Origin of the sequence: Actinoalloteichus hoggarensis, assembly GCF_002234535.1 — a bacterium.
In the GTDB taxonomy this organism is placed as follows: Bacteria; Actinomycetota; Actinomycetes; order Mycobacteriales; family Pseudonocardiaceae; genus Actinoalloteichus_A; species Actinoalloteichus_A hoggarensis.
On the sequence record NZ_CP022521.1, the window covers coordinates 5,039,703 to 5,065,046 of the forward strand.

Annotated in this window: 24 protein-coding genes; 13 read left to right on the forward strand and 11 right to left on the reverse strand. The window is 72.0% G+C overall.

Annotation, left to right across the window (positions count from 1 at the left end; all coding sequences use genetic code 11):
* The first annotated feature begins 521 nt into the window (after nucleotides 1-521).
* A complete protein-coding gene (locus AHOG_RS28825; RefSeq protein ID WP_221438815.1) occupies nucleotides 522-1,160 on the forward strand; it encodes an SRPBCC family protein in 639 nt (212 codons plus the stop codon).
* 852 nt (nucleotides 1,161-2,012) lie between these two features.
* Here AHOG_RS28825 and surE read toward each other — a convergent pair.
* Together surE and AHOG_RS21500 are read right to left on the reverse strand one after the other, a co-directional pair.
* Nucleotides 2,013-2,822 carry a 5'/3'-nucleotidase SurE gene (gene surE / locus AHOG_RS21495; protein WP_093942959.1) on the reverse strand — a complete coding sequence of 270 codons (810 nt, stop codon included), beginning with the start codon at nucleotides 2,820-2,822 and terminating at the stop codon, nucleotides 2,013-2,015.
* Nucleotides 2,823-2,856: 34 nt separating this feature from the next.
* Nucleotides 2,857-3,774: a 1-phosphofructokinase family hexose kinase gene (locus AHOG_RS21500; RefSeq protein WP_093942960.1), complete on the reverse strand. Its 918-nt coding sequence runs from the start codon at nucleotides 3,772-3,774 to the stop codon at nucleotides 2,857-2,859.
* Nucleotides 3,775-4,238: 464 nt separating this feature from the next.
* Here AHOG_RS21500 and AHOG_RS21505 point away from each other — a divergent pair, with 464 nt between their 5' ends.
* Together AHOG_RS21505 and AHOG_RS21510 are read left to right on the forward strand one after the other, a co-directional pair.
* Complete coding sequence (locus tag AHOG_RS21505) at nucleotides 4,239-4,811, forward strand: type 1 glutamine amidotransferase domain-containing protein (protein ID WP_184451043.1); 573 nt, start codon at nucleotides 4,239-4,241, stop codon at nucleotides 4,809-4,811.
* Nucleotides 4,812-5,050: 239 nt separating this feature from the next.
* Nucleotides 5,051-6,259 carry an AI-2E family transporter gene (locus tag AHOG_RS21510; protein ID WP_093942961.1) on the forward strand — a complete coding sequence of 403 codons (1,209 nt, stop codon included), beginning with the start codon at nucleotides 5,051-5,053 and terminating at the stop codon, nucleotides 6,257-6,259.
* Nucleotides 6,260-6,507: 248 nt separating this feature from the next.
* On the opposite strand, the gene AHOG_RS21515 is transcribed toward AHOG_RS21510, so the two are convergent.
* The 6 genes from AHOG_RS21515 to AHOG_RS21540 form a co-directional block, all read right to left on the reverse strand.
* On the reverse strand, nucleotides 6,508-6,798 hold the full coding sequence (locus tag AHOG_RS21515; protein ID WP_093942962.1) for a DUF4235 domain-containing protein: 291 nt from the start codon (nucleotides 6,796-6,798) through the stop codon (nucleotides 6,508-6,510).
* The gene (locus tag AHOG_RS21520) at nucleotides 6,795-7,226 is read right to left on the reverse strand and encodes a DUF3618 domain-containing protein (RefSeq protein ID WP_093942963.1); all 432 of its coding nucleotides are present in this window, start codon (nucleotides 7,224-7,226) and stop codon (nucleotides 6,795-6,797) included. The genes AHOG_RS21515 and AHOG_RS21520 overlap by 4 nt, the downstream gene beginning before the upstream one ends.
* Nucleotides 7,223-7,645 (reverse strand): phage holin family protein, encoded by a 423-nt coding sequence (locus AHOG_RS21525; RefSeq protein ID WP_093942964.1) that lies wholly within the window; start codon nucleotides 7,643-7,645, stop codon nucleotides 7,223-7,225. The genes AHOG_RS21520 and AHOG_RS21525 overlap by 4 nt, the downstream gene beginning before the upstream one ends.
* Nucleotides 7,646-8,083: 438 nt before the next feature.
* On the reverse strand, nucleotides 8,084-8,899 hold the full coding sequence (locus tag AHOG_RS21530; RefSeq protein WP_169725895.1) for a maleate cis-trans isomerase family protein: 816 nt from the start codon (nucleotides 8,897-8,899) through the stop codon (nucleotides 8,084-8,086).
* A 294-nt stretch (nucleotides 8,900-9,193) separates the two neighbouring features.
* On the reverse strand, nucleotides 9,194-9,775 hold the full coding sequence (locus tag AHOG_RS28830; protein WP_157736972.1) for a hypothetical protein: 582 nt from the start codon (nucleotides 9,773-9,775) through the stop codon (nucleotides 9,194-9,196).
* 393 nt (nucleotides 9,776-10,168) lie between these two features.
* A complete protein-coding gene (locus AHOG_RS21540; protein WP_211290471.1) occupies nucleotides 10,169-10,807 on the reverse strand; it encodes a hypothetical protein in 639 nt (212 codons plus the stop codon).
* Between the two features lie 621 nt (nucleotides 10,808-11,428).
* On the opposite strand from AHOG_RS21540, the gene AHOG_RS28835 reads away from it, so the two are divergent.
* Nucleotides 11,429-11,677, forward strand: coding sequence for a hypothetical protein (locus tag AHOG_RS28835; protein WP_157736973.1), 249 nt, complete (start codon nucleotides 11,429-11,431; stop codon nucleotides 11,675-11,677).
* A 96-nt stretch (nucleotides 11,678-11,773) separates the two neighbouring features.
* The gene (locus tag AHOG_RS21545; RefSeq protein ID WP_093942966.1) at nucleotides 11,774-11,953 is read left to right on the forward strand and encodes a hypothetical protein; all 180 of its coding nucleotides are present in this window, start codon (nucleotides 11,774-11,776) and stop codon (nucleotides 11,951-11,953) included.
* A gap of 203 nt (nucleotides 11,954-12,156) precedes the next feature.
* Here AHOG_RS21545 and AHOG_RS21550 read toward each other — a convergent pair whose 3' ends face one another.
* Nucleotides 12,157-13,254: a Ppx/GppA phosphatase family protein gene (locus AHOG_RS21550; protein WP_093942967.1), complete on the reverse strand. Its 1,098-nt coding sequence runs from the start codon at nucleotides 13,252-13,254 to the stop codon at nucleotides 12,157-12,159.
* Between the two features lie 371 nt (nucleotides 13,255-13,625).
* Here AHOG_RS21550 and AHOG_RS21555 point away from each other — a divergent pair, with 371 nt between their 5' ends.
* Nucleotides 13,626-14,714, forward strand: a complete 1,089-nt coding sequence (locus AHOG_RS21555; protein WP_093942968.1) for an ABC transporter ATP-binding protein — start codon at nucleotides 13,626-13,628, stop codon at nucleotides 14,712-14,714.
* 179 nt (nucleotides 14,715-14,893) lie between these two features.
* Entirely contained in the window at nucleotides 14,894-15,952 is a 1,059-nt protein-coding gene (locus tag AHOG_RS21560; protein WP_093942969.1) for a LacI family DNA-binding transcriptional regulator, read from the forward strand.
* A gap of 745 nt (nucleotides 15,953-16,697) precedes the next feature.
* Here the strand turns inward: AHOG_RS21560 and AHOG_RS21565 are convergent.
* Entirely contained in the window at nucleotides 16,698-17,177 is a 480-nt protein-coding gene (locus AHOG_RS21565) for a histone-like nucleoid-structuring protein Lsr2 (RefSeq protein ID WP_093944676.1), read from the reverse strand.
* Between the two features lie 322 nt (nucleotides 17,178-17,499).
* Between AHOG_RS21565 and AHOG_RS21570 the strand changes: the two genes are divergently transcribed.
* Nucleotides 17,500-17,841 (forward strand): histone-like nucleoid-structuring protein Lsr2, encoded by a 342-nt coding sequence (locus tag AHOG_RS21570; RefSeq protein WP_075742219.1) that lies wholly within the window; start codon nucleotides 17,500-17,502, stop codon nucleotides 17,839-17,841.
* 1,101 nt (nucleotides 17,842-18,942) lie between these two features.
* Here AHOG_RS21570 and AHOG_RS21575 read toward each other — a convergent pair.
* A complete protein-coding gene (locus tag AHOG_RS21575) occupies nucleotides 18,943-19,998 on the reverse strand; it encodes a LacI family DNA-binding transcriptional regulator (RefSeq protein WP_093942970.1) in 1,056 nt (351 codons plus the stop codon).
* Between the two features lie 169 nt (nucleotides 19,999-20,167).
* Here AHOG_RS21575 and AHOG_RS21580 point away from each other — a divergent pair, with 169 nt between their 5' ends.
* From AHOG_RS21580 to AHOG_RS21610, 5 genes are all read left to right on the forward strand, one after another.
* Nucleotides 20,168-21,325 (forward strand): dihydrodipicolinate synthase family protein, encoded by a 1,158-nt coding sequence (locus AHOG_RS21580; protein ID WP_093942971.1) that lies wholly within the window; start codon nucleotides 20,168-20,170, stop codon nucleotides 21,323-21,325.
* Entirely contained in the window at nucleotides 21,322-22,146 is an 825-nt protein-coding gene (locus AHOG_RS21585; RefSeq protein ID WP_093942972.1) for a sugar phosphate isomerase/epimerase family protein, read from the forward strand. Before AHOG_RS21580 ends, AHOG_RS21585 begins: the two co-directional genes overlap by 4 nt.
* Nucleotides 22,147-22,993: 847 nt before the next feature.
* Nucleotides 22,994-23,809 carry a DUF1295 domain-containing protein gene (locus AHOG_RS21600; protein ID WP_093942975.1) on the forward strand — a complete coding sequence of 272 codons (816 nt, stop codon included), beginning with the start codon at nucleotides 22,994-22,996 and terminating at the stop codon, nucleotides 23,807-23,809.
* Entirely contained in the window at nucleotides 23,806-24,285 is a 480-nt protein-coding gene (locus AHOG_RS21605; protein WP_093942976.1) for a peroxiredoxin, read from the forward strand. Before AHOG_RS21600 ends, AHOG_RS21605 begins: the two co-directional genes overlap by 4 nt.
* A 143-nt stretch (nucleotides 24,286-24,428) precedes the next feature.
* Nucleotides 24,429-25,223 (forward strand): DUF427 domain-containing protein, encoded by a 795-nt coding sequence (locus AHOG_RS21610; protein WP_093942977.1) that lies wholly within the window; start codon nucleotides 24,429-24,431, stop codon nucleotides 25,221-25,223.
* Nucleotides 25,224-25,344: the final 121 nt, after the last annotated feature.

Below are 25,344 nucleotides of genomic sequence, written 5' to 3' on the forward strand. Positions count from 1 at the left end.
GCGGGGCGGACCACGGTGATCATGCGGATGCCTCCTGCCGCGGCGGCTCACCCCCGCTTGCGCGGGGCGGACGTCTACAGCTCCAGCGAGCTCACCGTGTACGAGGGCTCACCCCCGCTTGCGCGGGGCGGACGCTTCGTGAACTGGGCCTTCACTGGCACGTGATCGTCCTGTGATCTGACGGCGTGGGCGCGGAATGCGCACCTGCGATCACCGTACCGGAGCGTGAGACGCCGGTCCGACGACGTTCGACGCGACGCCGGGTCGATCGGGCCGGCGCAGGCCGACGGGCGCCGCCGACCCGACGTCGTCGGCCCGAGATCGTCCGCGTCGGGACCCGCTTCGGCGCACCCTCCTCGGGTGGACACAGGTGCAGTGTGAGGCGATCTCGGGTATCACCACCAGGGAGCGGTGTCGCAGACACGCTCTTACAGGACCACCATCACGCCCAGGCAGGACGTGCGTGTCGTCGAGACGCCGACCGCATCCCGTGCCGGGCCCCGCCGACAGAGGAGCAGCAGGTGGCCGTCATCGACAGGTCGACGGACGTTCCCGTGTCCGCAGCAACCGCCTACCGCTGGTGGGCCAGGCCGCAGCGTCTGGCCGAACTGCTTCCCGACGTCACGGAGGTCGTCTCCGACGGCGGGAGACGAAGTCGCTGGCGGCTCGCCGTCGGCAGCCGGGAGCACACCGAGTGGGAGATCGAGAAGCTCGGCGGCAGGCCCGCCCGCGAACTGCGCTGGCGATCCGGCACGGACACCCCGGAACACGCCGGCATCGTCACCTTCGAGCCCGTCGACGCGGAGCACTGTCGAATTCGGGTGCGCGTGGTCTGGCGTCCCCGATCCCTCGGCCAGCAGGTCACCCGGTATCTCGGAGTGGTGGAGCACTGGGTGGGCGCCGCGCTGGCGGAGTCCGCCCGCAGGCTCGCCGAACGGGGCGAACGGGCTCCGGTCGACCGCGACGCCCGGTCCGGCGAGGCCGAATCGGAGCCCGTCTGGCCCACGGAGGCCGATGTTCCGATCGCCCGACCGGGCCAGGCACCGCAGGGCGCCACCCACATCGGGGACAACCCCGCCGAGGCGGCGCCGGGCACACCCGGCACGCCCATGGGTCCGACCCCGCCCTACACCGATCCCCGGAACCGGCCCCGCTTCTGACGCCGCCGCCCGAGTCTCGGGGGCCGCGTGGCGCCGCGCCGGAACGCCTCGACGGCATCGGCGGCCACAGGATCGGCCGCCACAGGGTCGGCGGTCCCCGTCAGCGACCGCCGGGGGCCGGCGTCAGCTCGTCGCAGCGTCAGCAGGCCCCGACGCCGGCAGGTCTCAGCGCAGTCGGTCCCCACGCAATCGGTCCCCACGCAATCGGTCCCAGCGCAGTCGGTCCCCACGCAATCGGTCCCCACGCAATCGGTCCCCACGCAATCGGTCCCAGCGGAGTCGGTCCCAGCGGAGTCGGTCCCAGCGGAGTCGGTCCCAGCGGAGTCGGCCGGTTCGGCGGTCCGGGTCGTGCTGCACACCTGCCGGTCCGGCCGCGCGGTCCGAGGCGACCGCGTCTCGGCCGAGGGCGTCCGAGAGAGGCGACCGGCCGAGTCCCCCACACCGGCATGCCGTGCCCCCAGCGGACGGGCGTTCTCCCGGCCACGCATCCGACGGTTCGGGGCGGGTGCCCGTCGTGCGAGCCGCCGAGATCCGGCGCGCCGTAGGCGGGCCGGCCGCGGACACACGGGCACGAGACGAGCCGACAGCGGCCGCCCGATGAGAATTCGCCGGGCCACGGCCAGGCCGCGCCGGACAGGTCCGACCGACGACACCCGCTCTCCGCGCCGACGGATGGGCGGCGATCTCCCCGGCCGCCGCCGACCCGCCGAGGCCGGACACCCCACCAGTGCGGCCGCACAGCACCCAGCCGCACCACACCCCAGCCGCACCACACCCCAGCCGCACGACACCAGCCGCACCACATCCGACGCACCACACCCGCCGTCGGCGAGCGCGGCGAGACGCCGAGGGCTAGGAGGCCGAGGCCGTGCCCCGCTCGGCGACGGCGGGTCCGACCCGCGTCGGCAGCCTCGCCGTGTCCGTCTCTCGGATCCAGGTGACCTCCGTGATGGTCGCCAGACCGTCGGCGAGCAGGCTCGCGTCGGAGCCGTCGCCGCCCTCGGCCTCCATCCTGGTCGTCGTCACGCGCAGGCGTCCGTCGGTGAGGGCGTCGACATGCCCCTGCACCGCACCGAAGCGGGCCAGCGTCGCGCGATGCAGCATCGTCGCGGGCTGCTCGGTCGGCGGGAGGTTGACGTTGAACACCGTGCCGCGCGGCGCCGCCAACAACGGCGGCAGGGCGAGTCCCGCGCCGATCGCGGCGGCCCGCCACATCTCCCCGGTGACCCGCGTCGTCTCGGCGTCCAGCGACACCGCATCCAGGGACACCGCCATTGCTCGCGCCCCCTGCATCGCCCCGGTGATCGCGGCGCCCAGGGTGCCGGAGTGCAGCACCGAACGCCCGACGTTCGCGCCGAGATTGATGCCGGAGAGGACCAGTTCGGGTGCCGCGCCGAACGCGCCGCGCGAGGCGGCGAAGGCGATGAAGGCCGGGGCGGCCTGCACCGCGAAGCACTGGGCGCCCGCCAGGCCGGGCAGCCGACGCTCGTCGGCCACCACCCGCCCGTCGTGCTGCACCGACGTGATCGCGGCGCTACTGCCGCTCGACTCGTGGGCGGGCGCCGCCACCAGGACGTCCCATCCCTGTTCCAACGCCGCCGCCGCGAGGGCGTGCAGACCTGGTGACTCGACGCCGTCGTCGTTCGTGATCAGCACCCGCACGTGTTCCGCTCCGTCCTCACGCCCATGGCCGGCCTCAGATCTCCCGTAGTTCCACCTTCGCGGCCAACACCTCGATGCTCTCGTCGCTGCCGGTGCCGAGCCCGCGCCGGACCACGTTCACCGCACCCGCCGCCGCGCCGAGCCGCACCGCCTCCGTCAACGATCTGCCCCGTACCAGCGCGGCGGCGACCCCCGCCGCCATCGAGTCGCCCGCCCCTCGTGGCTCGGCGGGTTGCAGCACCGGGAGCCGCACCTCGTAGACGACATCGTCGAGCAGCGCCAACGCGGGCTCAGCGGCCCGAGAGACGAGCACCGCGCCCGGCCCGGCCGCCCGCAGCTCCTTGGCCGCCTTGATCAGCGAGTCGCGGTCGTCGTCGCGACTCCGACCGTCCGCGATCAACTCCTCGTGGCTGATCTTCACCATCGACACGCCGCCTGCCAGGGCGGCGTCGAGCTGTTCGCCCGCGAGGTCGACGAGCACCAGCCCGCCGTTGCCGGTCATGTCGGCGGCGAGCCGCCGGTAGGTGTCCGCCGGGATGGTGCCGAGTCGTGAAGGGCCGCTCAACACGGACAGACGGGCGTCGAGCCCGTGCACCAACGACAGTTCGTAGAGATCGTCCAGCTCGTGCCGGGACAGCGGCTCCCCCGGCGCGTCCACGATCTCCCTGCGCACGCCGCCCCGCCGATCATGCACGTAACCGCCGTTGCGGGTACTGACGTCGACCGCCTTCAGCTCCAGTCCGTCGTCGACGATCAGATGACGCAGCACGGCCCCCGTCTCGCCCCCCAGCGCCGCGCACAGGACGACCGGCACGCCGAGGGCGGCGATCATCCTGGCCTGCCAGACACCCTGGCCTCCCGCGTGCAGATGCAGATCGGGCTCCTCGCCCCGATCCTCCACGGTCACCGTGAGCTGGGGTGAGGGGGCGAAGACCATCACATGCTCGGTCATGATCCGCCGCTCTCGTCGCCGACTCGACTCGCCGCGCGGGCGGTGCGTCGGCACGGTCCTCGACCTCGCCGGAGCGCGTCCTGCGCTCCGGCGAGGGGCGGCGGGACGGCGGTCGCGGGACTCCGCATGAGTCGCCCTCCTCCCAGCCTCGTCGAAAGCACGGACCGCCACGAGGTACCCGTCGTGACGATCAGTCAAACGGCGGCGGCAGGCGGCTCAGCCGAGTGGGACGCCGCCGCCTCGACGCGGCCGACACGTCGCCGGGGCGCGCCTCCGGGGTGCGATCGCCGAGAAGGCGGGACCCGTCCGGGCCGCCGCCCGAGCACGACGGCCGCCGAAGAGGCCCCGAACGAGTCCGCCCGAGTGAATCGGTGCGCACCCGGGTACGCCACCGCGGACACCCGGACCGACGGGTGGCGACGCACCCACGACGGCATGCACGTCCGACATCGAGGAGAAGGCCCGTGGCACAGCAGCTCACGAAGCAGACCGTGGCATTCCTGGTGGCGCCGGAAGGCGTCGAGCAGGTCGAGTTCACCGAGCCGTGGGAGGCGGTCCGCGCCGCGGGCGGCACCCCCGAACTGGTGTCGACCGCGAAGGGTGAGATCCAGGGGTTCCACCATCTCGACAAGGCCGATCGCTTCCCGGTGGACCACGTCGTGAGCGAGGTCGACGCGCATCGCTACGACGCGCTCGTCCTGCCCGGCGGAGTGGCCAATCCCGATCTCCTGCGCACCGACGCGCAGGCCGTCGCCTTCGTTCGCGCGCTGATCGAGGCGGGCCGACCGATCGCGGCGATCTGCCATGCCCCGTGGACGCTCATCGAGGCGGACGCCGTCCGGGGACGCACCCTCACCTCTTGGCCGAGCCTCCAGACCGACCTGCGCAACGCGGGCGCGACCTGGGTGGACGAGGAGGTCGTCGTCGACGGCAGGCTCATCACCAGCCGTAAGCCCGACGACCTCCCGGTCTTCTGCGCGACGCTGGTGCGGGAGTTCGCCGACGCGGCGGAACCGACCCCGAACGTCGGCATCTGACCGCGTTCGGACGGCCGGGGGAAAACGCATCGCATCGACGGCGGGCGCCCCGACGCCCGGCCGGTCCGGGGCCCGCGCGCGGCCGCGGCGGACGCCATCGTCGGGCAGAGCGCCCGCGATACGGGCACGATGGAACGGGCGAGGGCATCGGTCCGCCTGCGGCACCGCCGGTCGGCTCGTCCGTCCACGTTGCACGCATCCCCGTCCCGCTCGGACGCCGAGTAGACCTTGGACCGCTGATGACGACCGCCGATCGACGTGACGACTCCGAGACCGACGCGCGGCGAGCCCTCCCCCGCTGGCTCCGGGTGAGCGCGGCCGCGGGCTGGCGACTGCTGGTCCTGGTCGCCGCCCTCTACGTGCTGGGTGTGGTGGCGACCCGGATCAGCATCGTGTTGATTCCGCTGGCGATCGCGCTGCTACTGGCCGCACTGCTCGAACCCGCCATGTCCGCGCTGCGCAGACGGGGGATGTCCCGAGGCCCGGCCACCGCGATCGTCCTGGTCAGTGGCGTGGCCGGGTTGGGCACCGCGCTGACCTTCATCGTCGCCACCTTCGTCGGCGGGCTCGCCGACCTCCAGTCCAGCCTGATCCAGGGCCTGAACTCGATCAGGGCCTGGCTGACCGACGGGCCCCTGGGGTTAGAGTCCGCCCAGATCGACAACGCCATCGGGGAACTCGGCACCACGCTGCAGGACAACCAGCAACGAGTCTTCTCCGGAGCGCTGACCACCGTCACCACCGTGGGAGGCTTCGTCACCGGCCTGGTGCTGGTGATCTTCATCCTGGTCTTCCTCCTGCGAGACGGCCCCCTGATCTGGCGGTTCGTGCTCCGTGCCGTCCCGAGGAGTCGACGGGCGCTGGCCGACGAGGCGGGCCGGAACGCCTTCCGATCGCTGACCGGCTACATCCGGGCGACCGCCACCGTGGCCGTCATCGACGCCGTCGGCATCGGCATCGGCCTCGTCATCCTCGGCATCCCGCTGGCGCTGCCGCTGACGGCGCTGGTGTTCTTCGGGGCCTTCATCCCGCTCATCGGGGCGCTGGTCTCCGGCGCCGCGGCGATCCTGGTGGCCTTGGCCTCGCAAGGCCTGGTCGCGGCGCTGCTCGTGCTCGGCATCGTGCTGCTCGTCCAGCAGATCGAGGGCAACGTCCTGCATCCCTGGATCATGGGCCGGACGATGCGGCTGCACCCGCTGGCCGTGGCGCTGACCCTGACGATCGGGCTGTCGCAGGCAGGCATCATCGGGGGGCTGCTGGCCGTGCCGTTGTTGACCTCGCTGCGGGCGATGGCGCGCACCTGGCGGGGCACGCGCGACGACGATCCCGACGACCCGGTCGGCGAGGTCGAGGCGAACCCGGCGTCCCGTTCGCGGACTCGAGCGGGCACGGCGGGGGATCGCGGTTCCGTCGACGACGGCGAGGAACCGGAGTCCTCACCCACCTGACGTCCCGCTCGGCCCGGCCGCTCGCGCCTCGTACACCCGCGCCCCTGCGGGGGCTGCTCGGCAGTGCGGCGCGGACGGACCGGGCCGCCGAGAACGACGGCAGAGGAAAGGGCGGGAGTACATCGCCGTTCGACCGGGTCCTCTCCGATCGTCACGCGCGACGCCCCCGCCCGAGGGAATCGATCATTCTGTCGTACCGGACCTGCACACCGGCCTGCCGACCACGCGGGCCGGCGACCGCGGCGCCGTCAGTGCCCGGCGGCGTGGTGGCCGGTCTTGCCCGGCCACGTGCCGGTGACTCGACGGTATCCCGCCGCCCCACCACGGTCCACCGCCGCCTTGACGACACCGAACACCGCTCCGTGCAACGCGGCCGCGGCCAGCACCTCGCGCCAGCCGTACTCCTCCATCGTGGCCTCGGGAGCATCCGCGTGGCCGGTCGACCGCTTCCAGATCCGATGGAAGATCGTGCTCGCCGCCAACCCGCCGAGCATGCCGAGCAGCGTGCCCAGCGGCCGGTAGAGCAGCCTGCCGATCATCGCTGTCGCCTCGTCAGCCTGCGCAGCACCAGCAGTGCCACCAGTGTGACGGCCGCCGCGGGTCCGGGGTTCTCCCGCACCGAGGACACCGCCTGATCGAACCTGCGGGACACCGGGGGCGGCAGCTTCTCCGACGCCCGGCTCACCCAGGCCTCGGCCCGCTCGCCCAGATGCGATGCGGAGGCACGCATCGCGTCGGTGCGACCGTGGAACTCGCCCTTGAGTCGGTTGGACACGTCGAACTTCTGCGCCAGTGCCTCGACCGTGTCGCCGAGTTCCTCGCGGGTCAGCTCGATGTCCAGCCGGAGGTCGCCGGGATCGCTCGGGCCGTCCGGCCGAGCCTGCGTCGAGGGGACCTCCTCCGAGACCGCGTACGTACGGTCGTCTCGCGGCCGGTCGTAATCGGGCCGCCGTTGCCGACTGCTCATCGATGCGCCCCTTCCCTGATCGTCTGTAGATCGTCGCGGACGCTCGCCATCGTCTGTTCCGGAACCGGCGGAGTCGCCCTACGGGTCTGGCCACGACCGACTGCCGCACACAGGCCTGCCACCGCCAGCAGCGCGACGCCCACGACGAGCCCCGCGATCCACGGCGTCAAGACCAGTGCGAGGAGCATGACCAGCGTGGCGATGAGCACGCCGCCGCCGTAGAGGGCGAGCACGCCCGCCGTGCCGAACAGCCCGGCACCCGCGCCCAGCCTTCGGCCCTTGCTCCGCAGTTCGGCCGTCGCGGCCTGCATCTCGTCACGCACGAGGCGAGTGAGCTGGGTCGAGAGATCCCCCATCAGCTCCGCCGTCGAACGATCGTCGTGATGTCGCGCGTAGCCCTGTTTCGTATCAGGATTCATGTTCGCCGCCTTTCGTTGGCTCCCTGACCCGACTCGGCTACCCCACTCGTGTCACGGGCAACCCTCCGGGCGGGCCGACCTGCGGCGGTCGAGACACGTCTGGCTCCGCCGGGGGATTCGGTGCCCGCCGGGGCGGGCCGGCCGCGACGGGCGATCCACCGCCGGCCGCGTGGTCACCGGCATCCGGACACAGTGCGATCGGAGGCGGTGCGACCGGAGACAGGACCGCCGGACAGGCCCGTGCCTTCCGGGTCCCGTGCCTTCGATCGCCGGCGGCCCGCGACCGGCATTCCGGACCGGACGCCCGCGGCGGCCGCGACCGGAGCAGGCGCCGGCCCGCCCGGGGGCGCGGGAGGCCGACCGAGGGCGAGCCGGACCGGATCAGCCGGGCCGGGGGCCGCGGACCGCGATCGGCGGGCCGCGAAGGGGCCGGACGACTCAGGCGACGTGGTCGAGGAGCAGTCGGCCCGCGCCCCGCGCCGTGACGCCGACGGCGCGCAGCGTCGCCCACATCGTGACCTGGTTGGCGGTGAGGACCGGCTTGCCGATCGCGGCCTCCAGCGGAGCGATCAGATCGTAGGTCCGGACGTTCGTGCAGCTCACGAAGACCGCCTCGGCATCGCGGCTGTCCACCGCCAGGACCGCCCGCACGACCTCGGAGAAGGAGACCTGCCAGATCCGGTCGACCAGGCCCAGACTCCGCTCGGCCACCACGTCGAACCCGTGCTCGCCGAGGAAACCCCGCAGCCGCTCGGTGACGGCCCCGACATACGGCGCCGCCACGGCCACCCGGCGAAGCCCGAGGACGTCCAGCGCCTCGACGAGCGCACCCGAGGTGGTGACGGCCGCGGGAGCCCCCGCAGCCACCATGGCCGCACGCAGCCCGCGCTCACCCGCCGCACCGGCCGCGAAGCTGCCGGAGGTGCAGGCGTAGGCCACCGCCGACGGCTCGGGGACCAGGATGTCGCGGAGTGCTTCGGCCACGGCGGCGGGCTCGGCGAGCGCCACGGCGGGTTCGCGTGCCGTCGGCGGCGGAGCGAACGGCAGTCGGGTCAGGTAGAGCGAGACCTCGTCGGGGACCCACCGCCAGAGTTCGCGATCCACGGCGAAGTCGAAGGGCGCCACCACACCGACCCCCGGCCCGGCGGTGAGGTCGGCGGGGAACCCGAACCGCTCGGGCGGCGGAACGACCAGCGCGCCGCCGAGGAGCGACTCGGCGTCGTCCGGGACAGGTGTGCTGAGGCTGCGCGTCATGGGACTCCCCTTTCGGCCGTGCCGTCAGGGTGGCCCGACGCCGTTGCCCGGCGTTTGAGCCGGTGTGACGGGTTGATGACGAGAGCCGGGGACCGCGGGCCGCCCGCGCGCCGACCACGCCCCCGTGCGACCTCGGCGGGTCCGGAGCAGACCGCCTGCCACGGCGCGCGGACTGACCACGGGCTCGGGTGTCCCAGCGCGATCGGGGAGCGTGTCGCGGCCCGTCGGGTCGTCCCACGGCCGACGGCCCGGCCGTGCTGGGCCGTCGTCGACGGCGAGGGCGGCCCGACCGCGTCAGTGCCGGAGGAGCTGCCGCACGACCGACCGGTAACGCCGCAAGGTCAGGCGCAGATCCTCGGTGGGCACCTCGCCGTCCCGCTGCCAGCGGGACCGCAGTTCGCCACGCCGTTCCTCCACGGCGTCGCGCAGCGAGTCCAGCACGTCGACCACCAGGGCGTCCGCGTCGCTCACGGCACGTCGCGGGTCGTCGACGAAGGAGACCTGGAGGTCCTGCCACTGCGCCTGCCTGCGGCCCTGCTCCTCCGGTGCGAACAGCCGCGCCGGGTCGTCCCGGCCCGCCGCATCCGACCGATCCGGCATGCCTGCCGCGGCGTCCGTGACGGCGGTCTGTCCGGCCGCCACCGCGGCCGGGTCGGGCGCGTCGAGGGGCAGGCCCGGCGACGGGTCGACGAGCGCCGCCTGGGCGGCGCCGTCCTGCACGCGGCGGCCGGCGGCGTAGTCCGCGATCGGTGGAGCCGAGTCGACCGGCTGCCTCCCGCCACGCGCCGGTCTGCGTCCGAGCCCCGGCGGCCGCGGCTCCTCCCGCCGCTCCGTCGGCGTCGTCTCGTCCGTCGGCACTCCCTGCTCAGTCGGCACTCCCTGCTCAGTCGGCGCTCCCTGCTCAGTCGGCACTTCCTGCTCCGTCGGCACTCCCTGCTCAGTCGGCGCTCCCTGCTCCGTCGGCGCTCCCTGCTCCGTCGGCACTTCCTGCTCCGTCGGCACTCCCTGCTCAGTCGGGACCGCCGGCTCGGTCGGCACCATCCGCCCGGACGGCGCCCCGCCGGGATCCGCCCCGATGCGACCCTCGTCCGAGGGCGAGGCGGCGGGCATCGCGACGTCGTCCCGTGCGATCGCGGCCCGCGCAGGCGGCTCCGTCGTCGACTCGCGTCGCGGTGCGTCATCCTGGGATCGGCGCATCATCGCCTCCGTCTCGATTCAGGCGGCCTGCGGGACCCGCACGGCCTGCTCTTGGTGTCGCGGGGCCGGCCGTCAGGCGGGGTGCCGGGCATCCGTCGGTCGGGCCTCGGGGCGTGGAGCGGGAGCCGGGTCGGGCGACGGGACGGCGGTCGCGTCGCCGTCACTCGGCAGGCCTGCCTGCTCGTCGCCGAGGAGGTCCTCGAAGAGCGCGCGGTAGTGCCGCATCGCGAGCCGGAGGTCCTCGGTCGCCGCCTCGCCCCCGACGCCGCGCTCCAGCACGCGATGTGCCTCGCGATAGTGCTCGAGGCTCCTCCCATGATCGACGGAGAGGTCCGTCACCTGCTGCCGATAGCCCTCCGTCGGGTAGCCCCGCTCCGCCATCAGGCTGGTGATCAGCCGATCCGCCTCCATGACGGCCGGCCCGGGCGAGTCGACGAATCGACCCTGGACCTCGGTCCAGCGGTGCGTGTAACGCCGTCGCATCTCGGCCGAGGCAGGCCGGACGTTCAAGTCCGCATGGCGCCTCTCCCGCTCGGTCAGTTCACGCTCCACCGCACGATGGTCCGGAGACTCCGCCAGCAGCCGTTCGTACTCCGGCCCGAACCGACGCCGCAGGCGTGCCCGCCGAAGCCGCTCTCGCAGGACGAACCCCGCCACGAGGGCGGCGAGTATCAGGACGACGACGACGGCGATGGTCAGCACGGTGTTCACACCGGCCTCCTCGGTATCGGGATGAACGTCTCGACTGGCGGCCTTGGTCCCCGGACGCCTCCGCGGTCAAACGTGCGCGAGCGTCGTCTGGGCCGAACGGCGCGCCGCGGTGCGTCCGGTCGGCGCACACGCCCCGCGGCTCTGGGTGCTCGCCGTTCTCGGGGCAACCCGCTGCTCGCGGGGTGCCCTACGCTCTGGGGACACCTGCCGCTCTGGGGGTCCTGCCGCTCTGGTGCAGCTCTGTCGGCACAGGTCGGTACGGCGGCGACGCGGGGCGGCGACGAGAAGACTGCGGCGACCGTCCGGATACGGTGGCGGAGGGTGAGTCCCGCCCACTCGGCACACTCCGTCGCGCGCGATGGGCCGAAATACCTCGAAAGTGTGCACGATGACGCGGGAAGCGGCGACAGATCGGCACAGGCCGTACCGCCGCATCTGCTTCCGCGCCGGTCAAACACGGAACATCCCGACCGATCACCATGCGTGAGGAGAAGGGCCGCGCGTCACTAGATCGGTGGAGAAGCCGGCTGGTGGTGGCGCGGTGCGACTCGACCGATGCAGTCTGGTGGGGAGCGACGATGCAGTCCTGGTATCCAGCCGAGACCGGTCAGGAGGGCAGCGATGGCCGATCGCCACTCGCGGGCTCAGGCTCGTGACTCCACAGGTGGACCTTCGCCCGAGCGTGCGGCGAGCCCGGCCGGATCGGGTGGAGAACGCGCCTACTGCGTCGCCGAACGGCTCGGCCGGTGCCCCTCCGAGGTGCTCCGGGTGCTGCACGACCTGGGCTACCGAGGATCGAGGGCATCCACCGTCCTGGCACCTCGGATCGTCACCGAGGTCGAGAGCGTGCTCATCGCGACGCGAGATTGAGCGGGCGATGACGGGGTAACCGGCGAAGAATCGCGATCAGATGACCTTGGCGAGCGCGACAAGGCAGGTCGCGAGTGCCACCAGAAGGGGATCGCGATGTTCGGACATGCCTCGCAGGGAGTTCCGCAGCCTCGTCCCACCGCTGAAGGCAGCGGCGGCAGCCGAGGAGACCAGTCCTCGCCCGATTCCACCGACGGCCGGGAGGCGGGCTTCCCGACCGACGACGACGAGATTCAACGGGCCGACCTGCCCACGGTCTACAGAGGTCTCGACTGACGATCTCGGTCGACGGGGTTTCTCAGACGGGGTTCCTCGACCGGCGGAGGTCTCGGCCGGTCGAACCCGTTCCCGGCCGCGGCCTCGACCGCGACACACCCGAGGCGCCGGGCGGCCCGGTGCGCCGAAGCCCGCCAGGCATCAGTCGATGCGGCCACGACGCACCCCGGCCACCGCCTGCGCGAACCCGGCGCGTACCTCCGCTACTCGGTGACCCGGCCCGCGTGCTCGGCACCGTGCCGGATCGACAGCGTCATCGAGCCCGCGGCCTCCATCGACCTCCGAGGGGCGCCGACGACGGTCGGCGAGACGACGGGAAGGCTGACGCCGAGCACCCGTGCGAGTTCGTCCTCCTCGGTCCACTGTTCCACCAGATCGGGAACCAGCCGGTGGGCATCGGCCAACCGCAGCAGGATGGCGTCTCGCAAGCCCCAGGGACAGATGTCGAGGCGGTCGCTGTCCAACAGGCTCATCGCCGTCTCGGCCACCACCGCGCCCGCGAGGATCTGCGCCGAGCGTGACGAGGAGACGCCGGGCAGCACCGCGCGATGCTTGGGATCAAGGCGGGCCAGCGGCGGAATCCACCGGCGTAGATCGGCGCGCAGCAGCGGCCTCGGCTCCCGGCCGGGCCCCGTCCCCGAGGCGAGCCTGCAGAGCTGGGTGAGGATCTTGGACGCGCCGACGAAGCGCGTCGAGCCGGTCAGCCTGCGGCGCGGGCCGCGCAACGCACGTTCGAGCACCTCGCGAACGTGCGCGGTCAGCAGCTCCGTCTTCGGAACCGAGGGCGAGTCGGCGAGGAACTCCCGGGTGAGGCGAGCGGCGCCCAGCGGCAGCGAGGCGGCCAGGCTCGGCTCCTCGGTCTCGCCGAGTGCCAGCTCCATCGTGCCACCGCCGATGTCGATCAGCGTGAGCTGTTCGCAGGACCACCCGAACCAACGGTGAGCCGCGAAGTACGAGAGCCTGGCCTCGTCCTCCGGACGCAGGAAGGCGAGTTCGACGCCGCTGTGCTCGCGGATGCGACTGCTCGCCGCCTCCTGGTTCACGGCGTCGCGCACGGCCGAGGTGGCGTAGGCGAGCAGCGCGGTGACCCGAAGCTCGCCCGCCGCGACCACACAGCGGCGCACCGCCTCGGCGACGCGCTCGAGACCGTCGGGAAGGATCTCTCCGTCGCGTGTGGTGAACTCGGCCAGCCGCGTGCTGACTCGGACGATCCTGGTCATCACGGGCGGCACCCCGGGGCGACACTCCAGCAGCTCCAGTTTCGCCGCCACCGAGCCGACGTCGAGCACGGCGATCTTCATCGCGCCCCGGCAGCGGATTCGTAGGCCATCGTGGTCACCACACTCCTTCGGTTCCGATCACCCAAGGTAGCCAATTATTGCCCGATCCGCTACAGTGAGTAATTTTCATGCTTGGGTCAGGCCTGTTGACCCAGTCGATCACCGTGAGTCTGCCTGCTCGACGGACGCGGCGGAGGAACCGTCCATTTCGTTGGCCACTGAACTAACAGTGGCCTGGTGCGGCCAACCTTCATTGACAGTGACTCACCGCACTCCTACGGTCGTAAGCGCTTTCTCACCCAAGGTCGGGTCTGCGCGGCGAGTCCGTTCCGGCGCCCGGCCTCATCGACTGGGCCCGCGCGCGGCGCGTGTGCCGACTAAGGAGAATCGCGATGGCCGATGTGGCTTACAGGGGTGCTTCGCGGGTGTTCGCGGGAACGCCCCCGGTCAAGGCCGTGGACCAGCTCGATCTGGAGATCTCCGACGGCGAGTTCCTCGTCCTGGTCGGCCCCTCAGGCTCCGGCAAGTCCACCGCCCTACGCATGCTCGCCGGACTCGAGGACATCGACGAAGGCGCCATCCAGATCGGCGGCCGCGACGTCACCCACACCCCGCCCAAAGGCCGCGACATCGCCATGGTCTTCCAGTCCTACGCCCTCTACCCCCACATGACCGTCGCCGAGAACATGGGCTTCGCCCTCAAACTCCGCCGCATCCCCAAAGACCAGATCAAAGCCAAGGTCGACGAAGCCGCCCGCATGCTCGACCTCACCCCCTACCTCGACCGCAAACCCAAAGCCCTCTCCGGCGGACAACGCCAACGCGTCGCCATGGGCCGCGCCATCGTCCGCGAACCCTCCGTCTTCCTCATGGACGAACCCCTCTCCAACCTCGACGCCAAACTCCGCGTCGAAACCCGCGCCAACATCGCCGCCCTCCAACAACGCCTCGACACCACCACCATCTACGTCACCCACGACCAGGTCGAAGCCATGACCATGGGCCACCGCGTCGCCGTCCTCAAAGACGGCCTCCTCCAACAATGCGACACCCCCCGCACCCTCTACGACGCCCCCGCCAACGCCTTCGTCGCCGGCTTCATGGGCTCCCCCGCCATGAACCTCAAAACCGCCACCCTCCACCCCGACGGCGCCCACCTCGACGGACTCACCATCCCCCTCACCACCACCACCCGCACCACCCTCGACACCGACACCATCACCATCGGCATCCGCCCCGAGAACCTCCACCTCACCACCACCGAACCCGGCATCACCCTCACCGTCGACCTCGTCGAAGAACTCGGCGCCGACGCCTACGTCTACGGCACCACCACCGCCGACACCCCCGAACGCTTCATCGTCCGCGTCGACTCCCGCACCCCACCCACCATCGGACAACAAGTCACCGCCACCCTCACCACCCCCGACCACACCCACCTCTTCCACCCCACCACCGGAAACCGCATCACCACCAACTAACCAACCGGCACACACCTAGGACACCCGGCCCGCGAGACGCCCGCGAGGACACGCGGGCCGAGGCGAAGGCCGTGGCTTGACCCATCCAGACGCGCCTGCCTACGCTTGCGAATGAAAAGCGCACCCTGCCTGGCAAGGCCGGTGATCGGCGCAGGGTCGGCCACGGCAGGAGTCCTCTGATGTTCGATCAACCGTCGACCGGCATCGCGACGCTGGTCGATGTGGCGCGGGCGGCCGAGGTGTCCCTGGCCACCGCGTCCAGGGTGCTCAACGGCAGCCCGCGCAAGGTCCGCGAGGACCTCCGGGCCCGCGTGATGAAGGCGGCGGAGGCGCTGAACTACGCGCCGAACGCACAGGCGCAAGCCATGGCACGCGGCCACACGAACGTCGTCGGCCTCGTCGTCCACGACATCGCCGATCCGTACTTCTCGTCGATCTCGGCGGGCGTGATGCGGCATGCCGAGGACAACGGCCTGATCGTCACGATGGCGAGCACGCTGCGCAGGCCGGAGCGCGAGGTGGAGTACGTCGCCGCGCTGCGGGCACAGCGCGCACAGGCCGTGGTGCTGGCGGGCAGCCGCGTGACCGATCAGGCCCTCCAGGACCGGCTGGCCGACGAGCTGGCCCGCTTCCAGGCCGCGGGCGGTCGGGTGGCGATGATCAGCCAGCGTCGTATCGAGGTCGACACGATCACCCTGGAGAACCACGCCGGGGCACGAGCGCTGGCCCGCGCTCTCTACGAGGGCGGCTATCGCCGCTTCGGCGTGCTCGGCGGGCCGGCGGAGCTGATGACGGCCCGGGACCGCCTCGCGGGGTTCCGCGAAGGCCTGGCCGACCACGGCGCCCAGCTGCCCGACGAACTCGTGGTGCACGGCGGCTTCACCCGCGACGGCGGCTATCACGCCCTGCGCGAGCTGCTGAGCAGGCGCGACGACGTGGACTGCCTCTTCGCGGTCAACGACGTGATGGCGGTCGGCGCGATGGCGGCGCTGCGCGACCTCGGCCGCAGGCTGCCCGACGACATGGCCGTGGCGGGCTTCGACGACATCGCCACCCTCCGCGACGTCACGCCCGCGCTGACGACGGTGCGCGTCCCGTTGGAAGAGCTGGGCGCCATGGCGGTGAGCCTGGTGCTCGATCCCGATCCGGACGAGCCCCGGACGCGACGGGTGCGGGGTGAGGTCGTGATCCGGGCCAGCACGCCGAAGGCGGACCCCGGCACGCGAAGCGAGGCCTGACCGCCGCGACCTCGCCGCGCCGGGACATGTTCGGCGCGCGGCCCGGCACCTGGCTGGATTCGTCCCCTGCCGCCCGAGACCGCCGTCCCCGGAGCCGCCTCACGGCCGCGCCCTTCCCGATCGGCGACGGCACGCCGCGGCGATCACGTCGACGCCTAGCCGGCCCGACGCCACCCCGCCCGGACGCTCCCGTGGCGCGCGTGCCCACCGCCGCCCGCGCCCCAGCCGAGGACCCCGCTCGCCGAACCGGACCGCGCACGACCGCACACCCGGGGCCCGCCGGAGAATCGAGCACGCCGCACCGGCCGCGGTCTCCGCCGCCGATCCGGCGAGCCCGCACGGGCTCCGGAGAAGACGGTCCGCGGACGACGGAAGCCTGCAATCACTTGTCCGAGTGAGATCGGACGCGGCTAGTCAGTCCGCAATGGACGAGATCGTGACCGTTTACCGGCGCTACGGCCGATCATGTCCACACAAGAGTGACAAGAACGCACATATCGAGTGAGAGAGCAGCCGGCGCCTTCACCGCCGGAGAGCCGGTCTCACGCCCCCGGTGTCGACGGCGGTGTCCGGCGACGGCACGATCCCGAACGAGGCGCGGCTTCTTTCCCGCGGCGAGCGATCGCCGGTCGTCCGACCGTCGTCGACGGCACGGGAGATCACGCGGCGGCCTGCGCGGCGCGGCACGCTGGAACAGGCGGCATTCTTCTCCGGGCGAGGGCGACGGCCCCCGCCCGGAACACGATCAGTTGCTCGCGGAGCTGAATCGGGGAAGAGACACCGCAGGCTTGCTGTTCTCCTCCTGCCTGACAGGTTCCTGCGCGGGCTTGGCGACCTCGAGATTCAACGCGGACACGTCCAGCGGGATCTCGCCACGCGCGGCCGCCCGCTCCTCGGCGACCCGCTTGACCTCGGCCTCTCTGGCCGCCGCGGCCGCCTCCAGGCGAGCCCGGTGCTGCTCCTTGGAGCGCTGGGCCACCGCGCGGATCTGATCGGTGGCCTTCTTGCGCTCGACGCGCTCCTGCGCAGGGTCCGCCGCCTCGACGCGGTGCGAGACCGGGCGACCGTGCGTGATATAGGGAGCCAACAGTTCGCGCAGCGAAGTAGCGTTGCGTTCGGAGAGGTCGATTTCGTAGTTAACCCCGTCCAAGGCGAACTGCACCGTGTGCTGGGCAGGCTCTCCGTCGAGGTCGTCAACCAGTTCGACGCAGACACGCTCGGCCATGATCACCTAGTCTTTCCCGTGGTACCACGTAGCCGCCGCTTACGACCTGCGGCGACGTCCCTGATTCTAACCTAATCGACCGGGGCGACCGAAACCGCCGCCGCCACGCTGAGCAGGGTGGAAGTATGCCGTCTCAGCGACCTATAGCCACACCCGCCCGGCGGGCGTGTGACGACCCCGATAGCGGGCTTAGACAAGCGGTGAAGCGACATCTGCACCCGACCATGTTTATGATTGTCGTCAGTGGGATACCTTGACGCGCGCGGACCTCACGGTCAACGCATAGGCATCCGAATGACAGACGAACATTTAAGGAGTCCCCGTGGCGCAGAAGGTCACCGTCCAACTACTCGACGACATCGACGGCACCGTCGCCGAGCAGACGGTTAAGTTCGGACTTGACGGCATGGAGTTCGAGATCGACCTCTCGACCACCAACGCCGACAAACTCCGCGAGACTTTGACCCCGTTCATGGACAACGCTCGCCGCACCGGCGGCCGCAAGCGGCCGGGTCGCGGCCGGGTCGCGGGCGCGCCCTCCGGACAGGCCGACCGGGAGCGCAACCAGGCCATTCGGGAGTGGGCCCGGACGCAGGGCCTCAAGGTCTCCGATCGCGGTCGCATCCCGGCGGAGGTCATCGAGGCCTACGACAAGCAGAGCTGAACCAGATTCCAGCAGCGCCCGTCCCGGCACCAGTAGGACAACGCTCGGCCAGCACCAGTGCCGGGACGCGGGCGAGTAACCGACCCGCCCGCACATCCAGTGACGATCAAACGAGGCCGCCGGATCACGCGCATCCCCACCCGGCGGGCAAAGATCCGACGTGACGAGAGCAGTCCGGCGTTACTCCAAGACGAGTAGCCAAATGAGCGACAGGCAGGCACAGACAAAGCGGGCGACATAAGCCGATCTTCATTGCCGGACCGGTCTCCGCGCGTTCACAACCGGACTCGGTGACCGGTTCGCCACCTCGCGAGGACTTTGTGCTTCAGCACACAAGCCCGGTTTCGCGCGCACGGCCCATCGCTATCGGCAAGGCATTGCCTACCCACCGCGATCGGGCGCGGGGCGTGGTGATTGGAAATCTCGAGCGGGGCCGCGAGATCCCGCCGTGGCCGCGACCACCGGCAATACCGACGGTCGCCCGCGATCGACTCCCCGCTTCGGCGGCGCCGCGATCCCGTCCGCTTCGCCGAAGGACGAACTCCGCTCGCCGGGTGACAGCACGACGCCCGCACGTCCGGTCGCCGACGGCAGAGCGCGGCACGGTGCACGTCGGCGAGTCGCCGCCGGACGGGCAGGCGGGCACGACCCCGACGATGCGGAGGCCGCGGACCCCGACTCGCCGCGGCACGGCCCGACTCCGTCGCGGCCCACCGGCCCGCCCTGGGGCCGACGGCGGCTCCGCCGCGGACGCCCGTTCGGATGCGCGGCGTCGCCCCCGCCGCGGCCGGTGCGGCGCCCGGTCCCCCGCCGGCCACGACGCCCGGCGACGGACGTCGATCGCCGGTGCGGCGCCGCCGACCCGCCCCCGCCGACCCCGCGCCGCCCGGCCTGTCGCACGCGCCGTCTTCCGGCCGCCCGGTGCGGCCCGTGCCGACGACACGGCATCCGACGACGACGGCCGCCCCGCCTGCGTCGCGCCGCCGGACGAGGCGAGCCGACCCCGGGCCCCGTCCGCTTCGGCGGCCGCCTCTCCGCACCACTCGCCTGTCGTGCGGCAGGCGCCCGTGCGCGGCCGCGCATCGGCGGCCTCGGCCTCGATCACAGCCGCGCGGTCGACGCGAGTCCTCGTCCCGGCGGGCCCACCGACTCCCGGACGATCAACTCGGAGGACAGCCACACGAGCCCGTCCGGCCCGGGCATGTCGTCCGCTCCGATGGCGAGCCTGCCCGCCCGTGCCGCCGCCTCCCGCAGCGGCAGCCGGACCGTGCTCAGCGCCGGCGCCGCGTCCATCGCGACGGGGAGGTCGTCGAAGCCCGCCACCGAGACGTCCTCCGGCACGCGCACCCCCTGCTCCCGTAGCGCGGCCATGACCCCGAGCGCGGTGAGATCGTTGCCCGCCACCACCGCGGTGCAGTCCACCCCGCGCCGCACCAGTTCCATCCCGGCGGCGAACCCGGAGGCACGGGAGAAGTCGCCGTGCAGGGCGGCCCCGTCCTCCGGTTCGAGCCCGGCGGCCAGCAGCGCGTCGCGGTGCCCGGCGGCCCGCGCGGTGGTGGTGGTGTTGGCCTCCGGTCCGGAGACGTAGGCGAATCGGCGATGCCCCATCGCGAGCAGATGCCGGGTGAGCGCTCGGGCGCCGCCCCTGTTGTCGAAGAGGATGCTGACCGCCTCGCTGTCCGGCGGTGCCTGGCGACCGCAGAAGACGACGCGGGCTCCACGTTCATGGCACTGTCGGATCAGCTGCGCGACCCGCTCGGCGTGGTCGGGGTCCTCCCGGCCGCCGCCGGTGAGGACGATCGCCCTGGCCCGCTGACGCAGGAGCAGCTGCATGTACTTCAGCTCGTCCTCCGGCGATCCCGCGGTGTTGCAGATCACCGCGAGCAGCTCGGCTCCGCCCGCCTCCCATTGGATCCCGCTGGAGAGGATGCCGAAGAACGGGTCGGAGACGTCGTTGACGATGACGCCGAGCATGTCCGAACTGGCCGCCGCCAGGGCCCGGGCCGGGCCGTTGACCACATAGTCGAGCTCGTGCAGTGCTGCGAGCACCCGAGCCTTCGTTCCCGGCGAGACCGGGTAGTTGCCGTTGAGCACACGAGAGACGGTGGCGGTGGAAACCCCGGCTCTCGCGGCGACATCGACCAACGTCGGCGCCACGCTCGACCTCCGATCACGAACAGTGCCCGCTCGTCCACGCGGTGCGCAGGCTATTGACAGCGTGTACTGGCGCGCTTAGTTTACGGTCACAGTAAGCGCTTTCTATAGCCTTTGTCTCGGTCGTCTTCCGGGGCGGGGCGTCTGACGACGTGGACATGGAGCGGACCCTGTGACTCTGAAGCTGCCCACCTCGACCGGTGAGTTCCTCGACTACGTCCCCAGATCGACGGGCGCCCTGGACGCCAGAGGCCCCAGTCCGACGAGCCGTGTCCTCTACGCGGCCGCGCACGTCGTCGCCGATCCCCTCGCCGACAACACCCCCGGCAGGCCCGCCCGGCCCGACTGGGAGGCCACCATGGCCTTCCGCAGGCACCTGTGGGCTCACGGCCTCGGAGTGGCCGACGCGATGGACACCGCGCAGCGCGGCATGGGCCTGGACTGGCCCACCGCGGCCGAGCTGATCCGCCGCAGCGGGGCCGAGGCCAGGGAACTGGGCGGCCTGCTGGCCTGCGGGGTAGGGACCGACCAGGTCCGCGACGAGGCCACCAGCCTGGACGAGGTCATCGCCGGTTACGTCGAGCAGGCCGCCGTCGTTCAGGATGCGGGGGCCACCGTGATCCTCATGGCGAGCAGGCGCCTGGCAGCCGTGGCGCGCGGCCCCGAGGACTACCACCGGGTCTATTCGACGTTGTTGGAGCAGCTCGACTCGCCCGCGATCCTGCACTGGCTCGGCCCGATGTTCGACCCCGCCCTCACCGGCTACTGGGGCTCGACGGACCTCGACGTGGCCACCGAGGTCTTCCTCGACGTGATCAAGGCGCACTCCGACAAGGTCGACGGCGTCAAGATGTCGCTGCTCGACGCCGATCGGGAGATCGGCGTTCGGCGCAGGCTGCCCGAGGGCGTCCGCTGCTACACGGGCGACGACTTCCACTACCCCGAGCTGATCAAGGGCGACGAGCAGGGCCACAGTGACGCCCTGCTCGGCATCTTCGACGCGATCGCCCCGGCGGCCGCCGCCGCGCTGCGCAGGCTGGACGCGGGCGACGTCGAGTCCTACGACGCGATCCTCGCGCCCACCGTCCCGCTGTCGCGGCACATCTTCGGGACGCCCACGTACTACTACAAGACGGGCATCGTCTTCCTCGCCTGGCTGGCCGGTCATCAACAGCACTTCCGCATGGTCGGCGGGCTGGAGAGCGCCCGTTCGGTCCCGCACCTGGCCCGGCTGTACGTGCTGGCCGACGAGGCGGGCCTGCTCCCCGACCCCGAACTGGCGGAACGCCGGATGCGGCGCTTCCTCGACCTGGCCGGAGTGCCGCGATGAGCGATCTGAGCAGGTTGAGCCTCAACCAGGCGACCATCAAGTACGCCGGAATGGAACAGGCCGTCAGCGCCTGTCTGCGCGCGGAGATCCCCGGGATCGGGCTGTGGCGCGAACCGGTCGCCGAATACGGGTTACGCAAGACCGGAGCGCTGCTCCGGCAGGCCGGACTGACTCCCACCTCGATGTGCCGAGGCGGCTTCTTCACCTCGCCCGACTCCGATCAGCGGATCAAGGACCTCGCCGACAACCGCGCGGCGGTGGACGAGTGCGCCGAACTGGGCGTCCCCGAGCTGGTGCTGGTCTCCGGCGGACTGCCCGACGGCAGCCGCGACGTCGACGGCGCCAGGTCGATGGTGCTGGACTCACTGGCGGAGCTCGCCCCCTACGCCGGGGAGCGCGGGGTTCGGCTGGCCATCGAGCCGCTGCACCCGATGTTCTGCTCCGACCGCTGCGTCGTCGCCACGCTGGGCCAGGCACTGGACCTCGCGAGCCGCTTCCCCGCCGAACAGGTCGGCGTGGTCGTGGACACCTATCACATCTGGTGGGACCCGACCGTCTATCAGGCGATCGAACGAGCCGAGGGGCGCATCTCGGCTTTCCAGGTGTGCGACTGGATCACGCCGCTGCCGGCGGGTGTGCTGCTGGGTCGCGGGATGATGGGCGACGGCTGCATCGAGCTGCGGCGGATGCGCGAGGCCGTCGACAAGGCGGGCTACACCGGACCGATCGAGGTCGAGATCTTCAATCAGGAGATCTGGGACGCCGACGCCATGGAGATCGCGGAACTCACGGCGGCCCGGTACGTCGAGCACGTGCTCTGAAGCCGCCCCGATCGACGACGCCCGGGCACGGGCGCGCTCCGGGCGGGTCCGACGGCCGCCACCGTCGGACCCGCCGCCCCGCCCGGACAGCCGGACTCGGCCGGGTGAGTCGGCACAGGAGGACTCGACACAGGACGATCCGGCGCAGGAGGGCCCGGTCCGGGCGCCCAGGGGTCGGTCCGTCGGATCTGTCGCCCCGGCGGCTGTGGGCCCGACCGCCCGCGTCGATCGTTCTGCTCCGGCCCGCCCGCCACACCCGTGCGTGCGGCGACGGGTTGGCGCGGCGCCGGTGAGTGCGGCGCCGGCTCGCGGATGACCGCCCTTGGTCCGAGCGACCGAGGACGGCGGTGCCCGACGACTCGGCGCGGCCGTGCGCGAGGCCGAACCGATCGGCGTCCCGTCTCGACGAGGAGACGACGAGACGAGTGGAGACGGGCAGGACACACGGCCCGCCGAGCAGCCGCACCGCACCACAGGGCACCAGGACCGCGCCCGTCACGGAAAGGCGTCGAACCCCCGGCGGCCGGCGCGTCGCCCCGGCGCGGGCGACGCGCGTGATTCGGCCGCCGGACGCCGCGTCGTGACACCGCTCATCGGGCCGTGCTCACCGATCGGGTGACTGTGTGGCTCCAGGTCTATCGTCCGCGTGACGATCGGCTCTACGATTCCGTCGCCCACCTCACGACGGGTGACCACCTCGGCGAAGGCCGATACCGCGCGTATGCCGCCGCGTCGCATCGGCTGCCCCGGCCGGGCGGCAGGCTGCTTCCGCACCCCGTCATCGAGGCGGAACCGGCCCGAGAGGCGGTGCCCTCATCGTGACGACTCCGGATCGGCGGCTCACGTCATGAATCAGGATGCGGTCGACGCGCTGCTGATCACGCTCGGAGTGAACGCGGGCGTCCTCGCGGCCCTGGTGTTCGGCGCCTTCCTGATCGGCCTGCGCCGCGGACGCCACGACGGCATCGACGTCGTCTGGGGACCGGGCTTCGTGGTGATCGCGCTGATCACGCTCGTGTCCTCGCACGGCCATGGCGACCTGCTGGTCCGGCTGCTGCTGACCGGGCTCACGGTCTGCTGGGGACTGCGCCTGGCGACGCGCCTCGCCCGGCGGTCGCGCGGCGGGCCCGAGGAGCGGCGCTATGCGGCGATCCGGGATCGGGCCGTCGGCGGTCCGCGCCTGCGCCTGCTGTGGACGGTGTACCTGCCGCGGGGTCTGGTGCTCTGGGTGGTGTCGGCCCCGGTCCAGGTCGGGCAGTTCTTCGCCGAGCGGTCCACGCCGTCGCTGATCGCCGGGGCGGTGGTGTGGCTGCTCGGCTTCGCCTTCGAGACGATCGGCGGCCACCAGCTCGCCCGGTTCCGCGCCGACCCGGCCAACTCCGTCCGGGTGCTGGACACCGGGCTGTGGCGGTACACCCGCCATCCGAACCACGTCGGCGACGCCGCCGTCTGGTGGGGGCTGTTCCTGCTGGCCTGCCACGGCCTGCCTGCCCTGCTGACCCTGCCCGCCCCGTTGCTCCTGAGCCTCCTGCTGTCTCGCGGCAGCAGGAGGCAGCTGCTGGAACGACGACTGCTCATGCGCCGCTCCGGCTATGCCCGCTACGTCGCCACCGCAAGCGGTTTCGTGCCGCTGCCACCGAAGAGAGAGCGAGTCGACAGGTGAACACCGGAGACCTGGTACCCGATTTCACGCTTCCCGACGAGCAGGGCACGCCGAGGACGCTGTCCGAACTGCTCGCGGGCGGGCCGGTCGTGCTGTTCTTCTATCCGGCGGCGATGTCCACCGGCTGCACGTCCGAGGCCTGCCGTTTCCGCGACCTCGGCGCCGAGTTCGGTGAGCTGGGCGCGGTACGGGTGGGAATCAGCGGCGACTCCGTGGACAGACAGCAGGAGTTCGCCGCGAAGCACTCGTTCGACTACCCCCTGCTCTCCGACGCCGACGGCGACGTGGCACGGCTCTTCGGCGTGCGTCGCCGGTTCGGCCCGATGGACATCAAGCGGCACACGTTCGTCATCGACGTCGACCGGCGGGTACTCGCGGTGGTGAAGAGCGAGATCCGCATGTCGGTGCATGCCGACAAGGCGCTGGCGGCCCTGCGTGCCCACGCGAGTGACAGGAGCGCGACCGAGGAGGGCTGATCACCGCGGCGCCCGGCGCCCGTGGTGCGTCGGGCGCCGCGATGAGACGCCGCCGGGGCGGGCACCGCCCAGGCCGCCGCCGGGCCGCGATCCGCCGTCGCGGAGTCCGGACAGGCGGACCGTCGATCACTATCGTCGGTGACATGTCACTGACCATGGGCGACGGTCCCTTCGCGAAGCCGCTCGCCGGCGAGTTGAACTTCGATCTGACCGCCTCGGCGCCGGGGCACGTGCTCTACGTGCACCAGCTGGACCGCAGGATTCGCGGCGAGTTCGCGGGCCGGACGGTGGTGGACACCGTCCGAGCCAGGATGCTCCACGAGACACGGCTGCTGCCGCAGTGGTACCTGCCGATCGAGGACGTCGCACCCGGAGTGCTCGTCGAGAGCGACCACCGGACGCACTGCCCGTTCAAGGGCGATGCGCGGTACTGGCACCTGCGGGTCGGCGATCGGACGGTCCGCGACGCCGGATGGTCCTACCCCGACCCGGTGGCGGGCAGTCCGGATCTCCGAGGGCTGATCGCCTTCTATCACGACCGCCTCGACGCCTGGTTCGAAGAGGATGAGCGGCTCCCGACGCACCCGCGCGATCCGTTCCACCGAGTGGACGCACGCAGGTCGAGCAGGCGGGTGACGGTGCGCGTCCGCGACGTGCCGATGGCCGACACCACCGGGGCCGTCGCCTTGTTCGAGACCGGGCTGCCCGCACGCTGGTATCTGCCCGCCGAGGACGTCGCGACCGAACATCTCGTCCCCTCCGAGACCGTCACGATCTGCCCCTACAAGGGGCGGGCTCGCTACTTCCACTTCCGGGCGGACTCGGGACGCGTCGACGACGTGGCGTGGAGCTTCGCGGCACCGTTCGCCGAGGCCGGGCCCGCGGCGGACATGCTGTGCTTCGACGGCCCCGAGGTGTCGGTGACCGTCGAGTCGTGATCGGCACGGGCCGGTCGGCGGCAGCCGGATCGCGCGGGCGGGCCGCTCGCTCACGGTCCCGACGACGGCGTCGGCCGCGCCCGACGAGCGTCGACCGACGACGACTGCGACGGCGCGTCCT

What these genes read in the sequence shown, in the direction of transcription:
- AHOG_RS21500 (WP_093942960.1), bottom strand. Translation starts at nt 3,774, where the DNA reads ATGACCGAGCATGTGATGGTCTTCGCCCCCTCACCCCAGCTCACGGTG.
- AHOG_RS21510 (WP_093942961.1), top strand. Translation starts at nt 5,051, where the DNA reads ATGACGACCGCCGATCGACGTGACGACTCCGAGACCGACGCGCGGCGA.
- AHOG_RS21515 (WP_093942962.1), bottom strand. Translation starts at nt 6,798, where the DNA reads ATGATCGGCAGGCTGCTCTACCGGCCGCTGGGCACGCTGCTCGGCATG.
- AHOG_RS21520 (WP_093942963.1), bottom strand. Translation starts at nt 7,226, where the DNA reads ATGAGCAGTCGGCAACGGCGGCCCGATTACGACCGGCCGCGAGACGAC.
- AHOG_RS21525 (WP_093942964.1), bottom strand. Translation starts at nt 7,645, where the DNA reads ATGAATCCTGATACGAAACAGGGCTACGCGCGACATCACGACGATCGT.
- AHOG_RS21530 (WP_169725895.1), bottom strand. Translation starts at nt 8,899, where the DNA reads ATGACGCGCAGCCTCAGCACACCTGTCCCGGACGACGCCGAGTCGCTC.
- AHOG_RS28835 (WP_157736973.1), top strand. Translation starts at nt 11,429, where the DNA reads ATGGCCGATCGCCACTCGCGGGCTCAGGCTCGTGACTCCACAGGTGGA.
- AHOG_RS21545 (WP_093942966.1), top strand. Translation starts at nt 11,774, where the DNA reads ATGTTCGGACATGCCTCGCAGGGAGTTCCGCAGCCTCGTCCCACCGCT.
- AHOG_RS21550 (WP_093942967.1), bottom strand. Translation starts at nt 13,254, where the DNA reads ATGAAGATCGCCGTGCTCGACGTCGGCTCGGTGGCGGCGAAACTGGAG.
- AHOG_RS21555 (WP_093942968.1), top strand. Translation starts at nt 13,626, where the DNA reads ATGGCCGATGTGGCTTACAGGGGTGCTTCGCGGGTGTTCGCGGGAACG.
- AHOG_RS21560 (WP_093942969.1), top strand. Translation starts at nt 14,894, where the DNA reads ATGTTCGATCAACCGTCGACCGGCATCGCGACGCTGGTCGATGTGGCG.
- AHOG_RS21565 (WP_093944676.1), bottom strand. Translation starts at nt 17,177, where the DNA reads ATGGCCGAGCGTGTCTGCGTCGAACTGGTTGACGACCTCGACGGAGAG.
- AHOG_RS21585 (WP_093942972.1), top strand. Translation starts at nt 21,322, where the DNA reads ATGAGCGATCTGAGCAGGTTGAGCCTCAACCAGGCGACCATCAAGTAC.
- AHOG_RS21600 (WP_093942975.1), top strand. Translation starts at nt 22,994, where the DNA reads ATGAATCAGGATGCGGTCGACGCGCTGCTGATCACGCTCGGAGTGAAC.
- AHOG_RS21610 (WP_093942977.1), top strand. Translation starts at nt 24,429, where the DNA reads ATGTCACTGACCATGGGCGACGGTCCCTTCGCGAAGCCGCTCGCCGGC.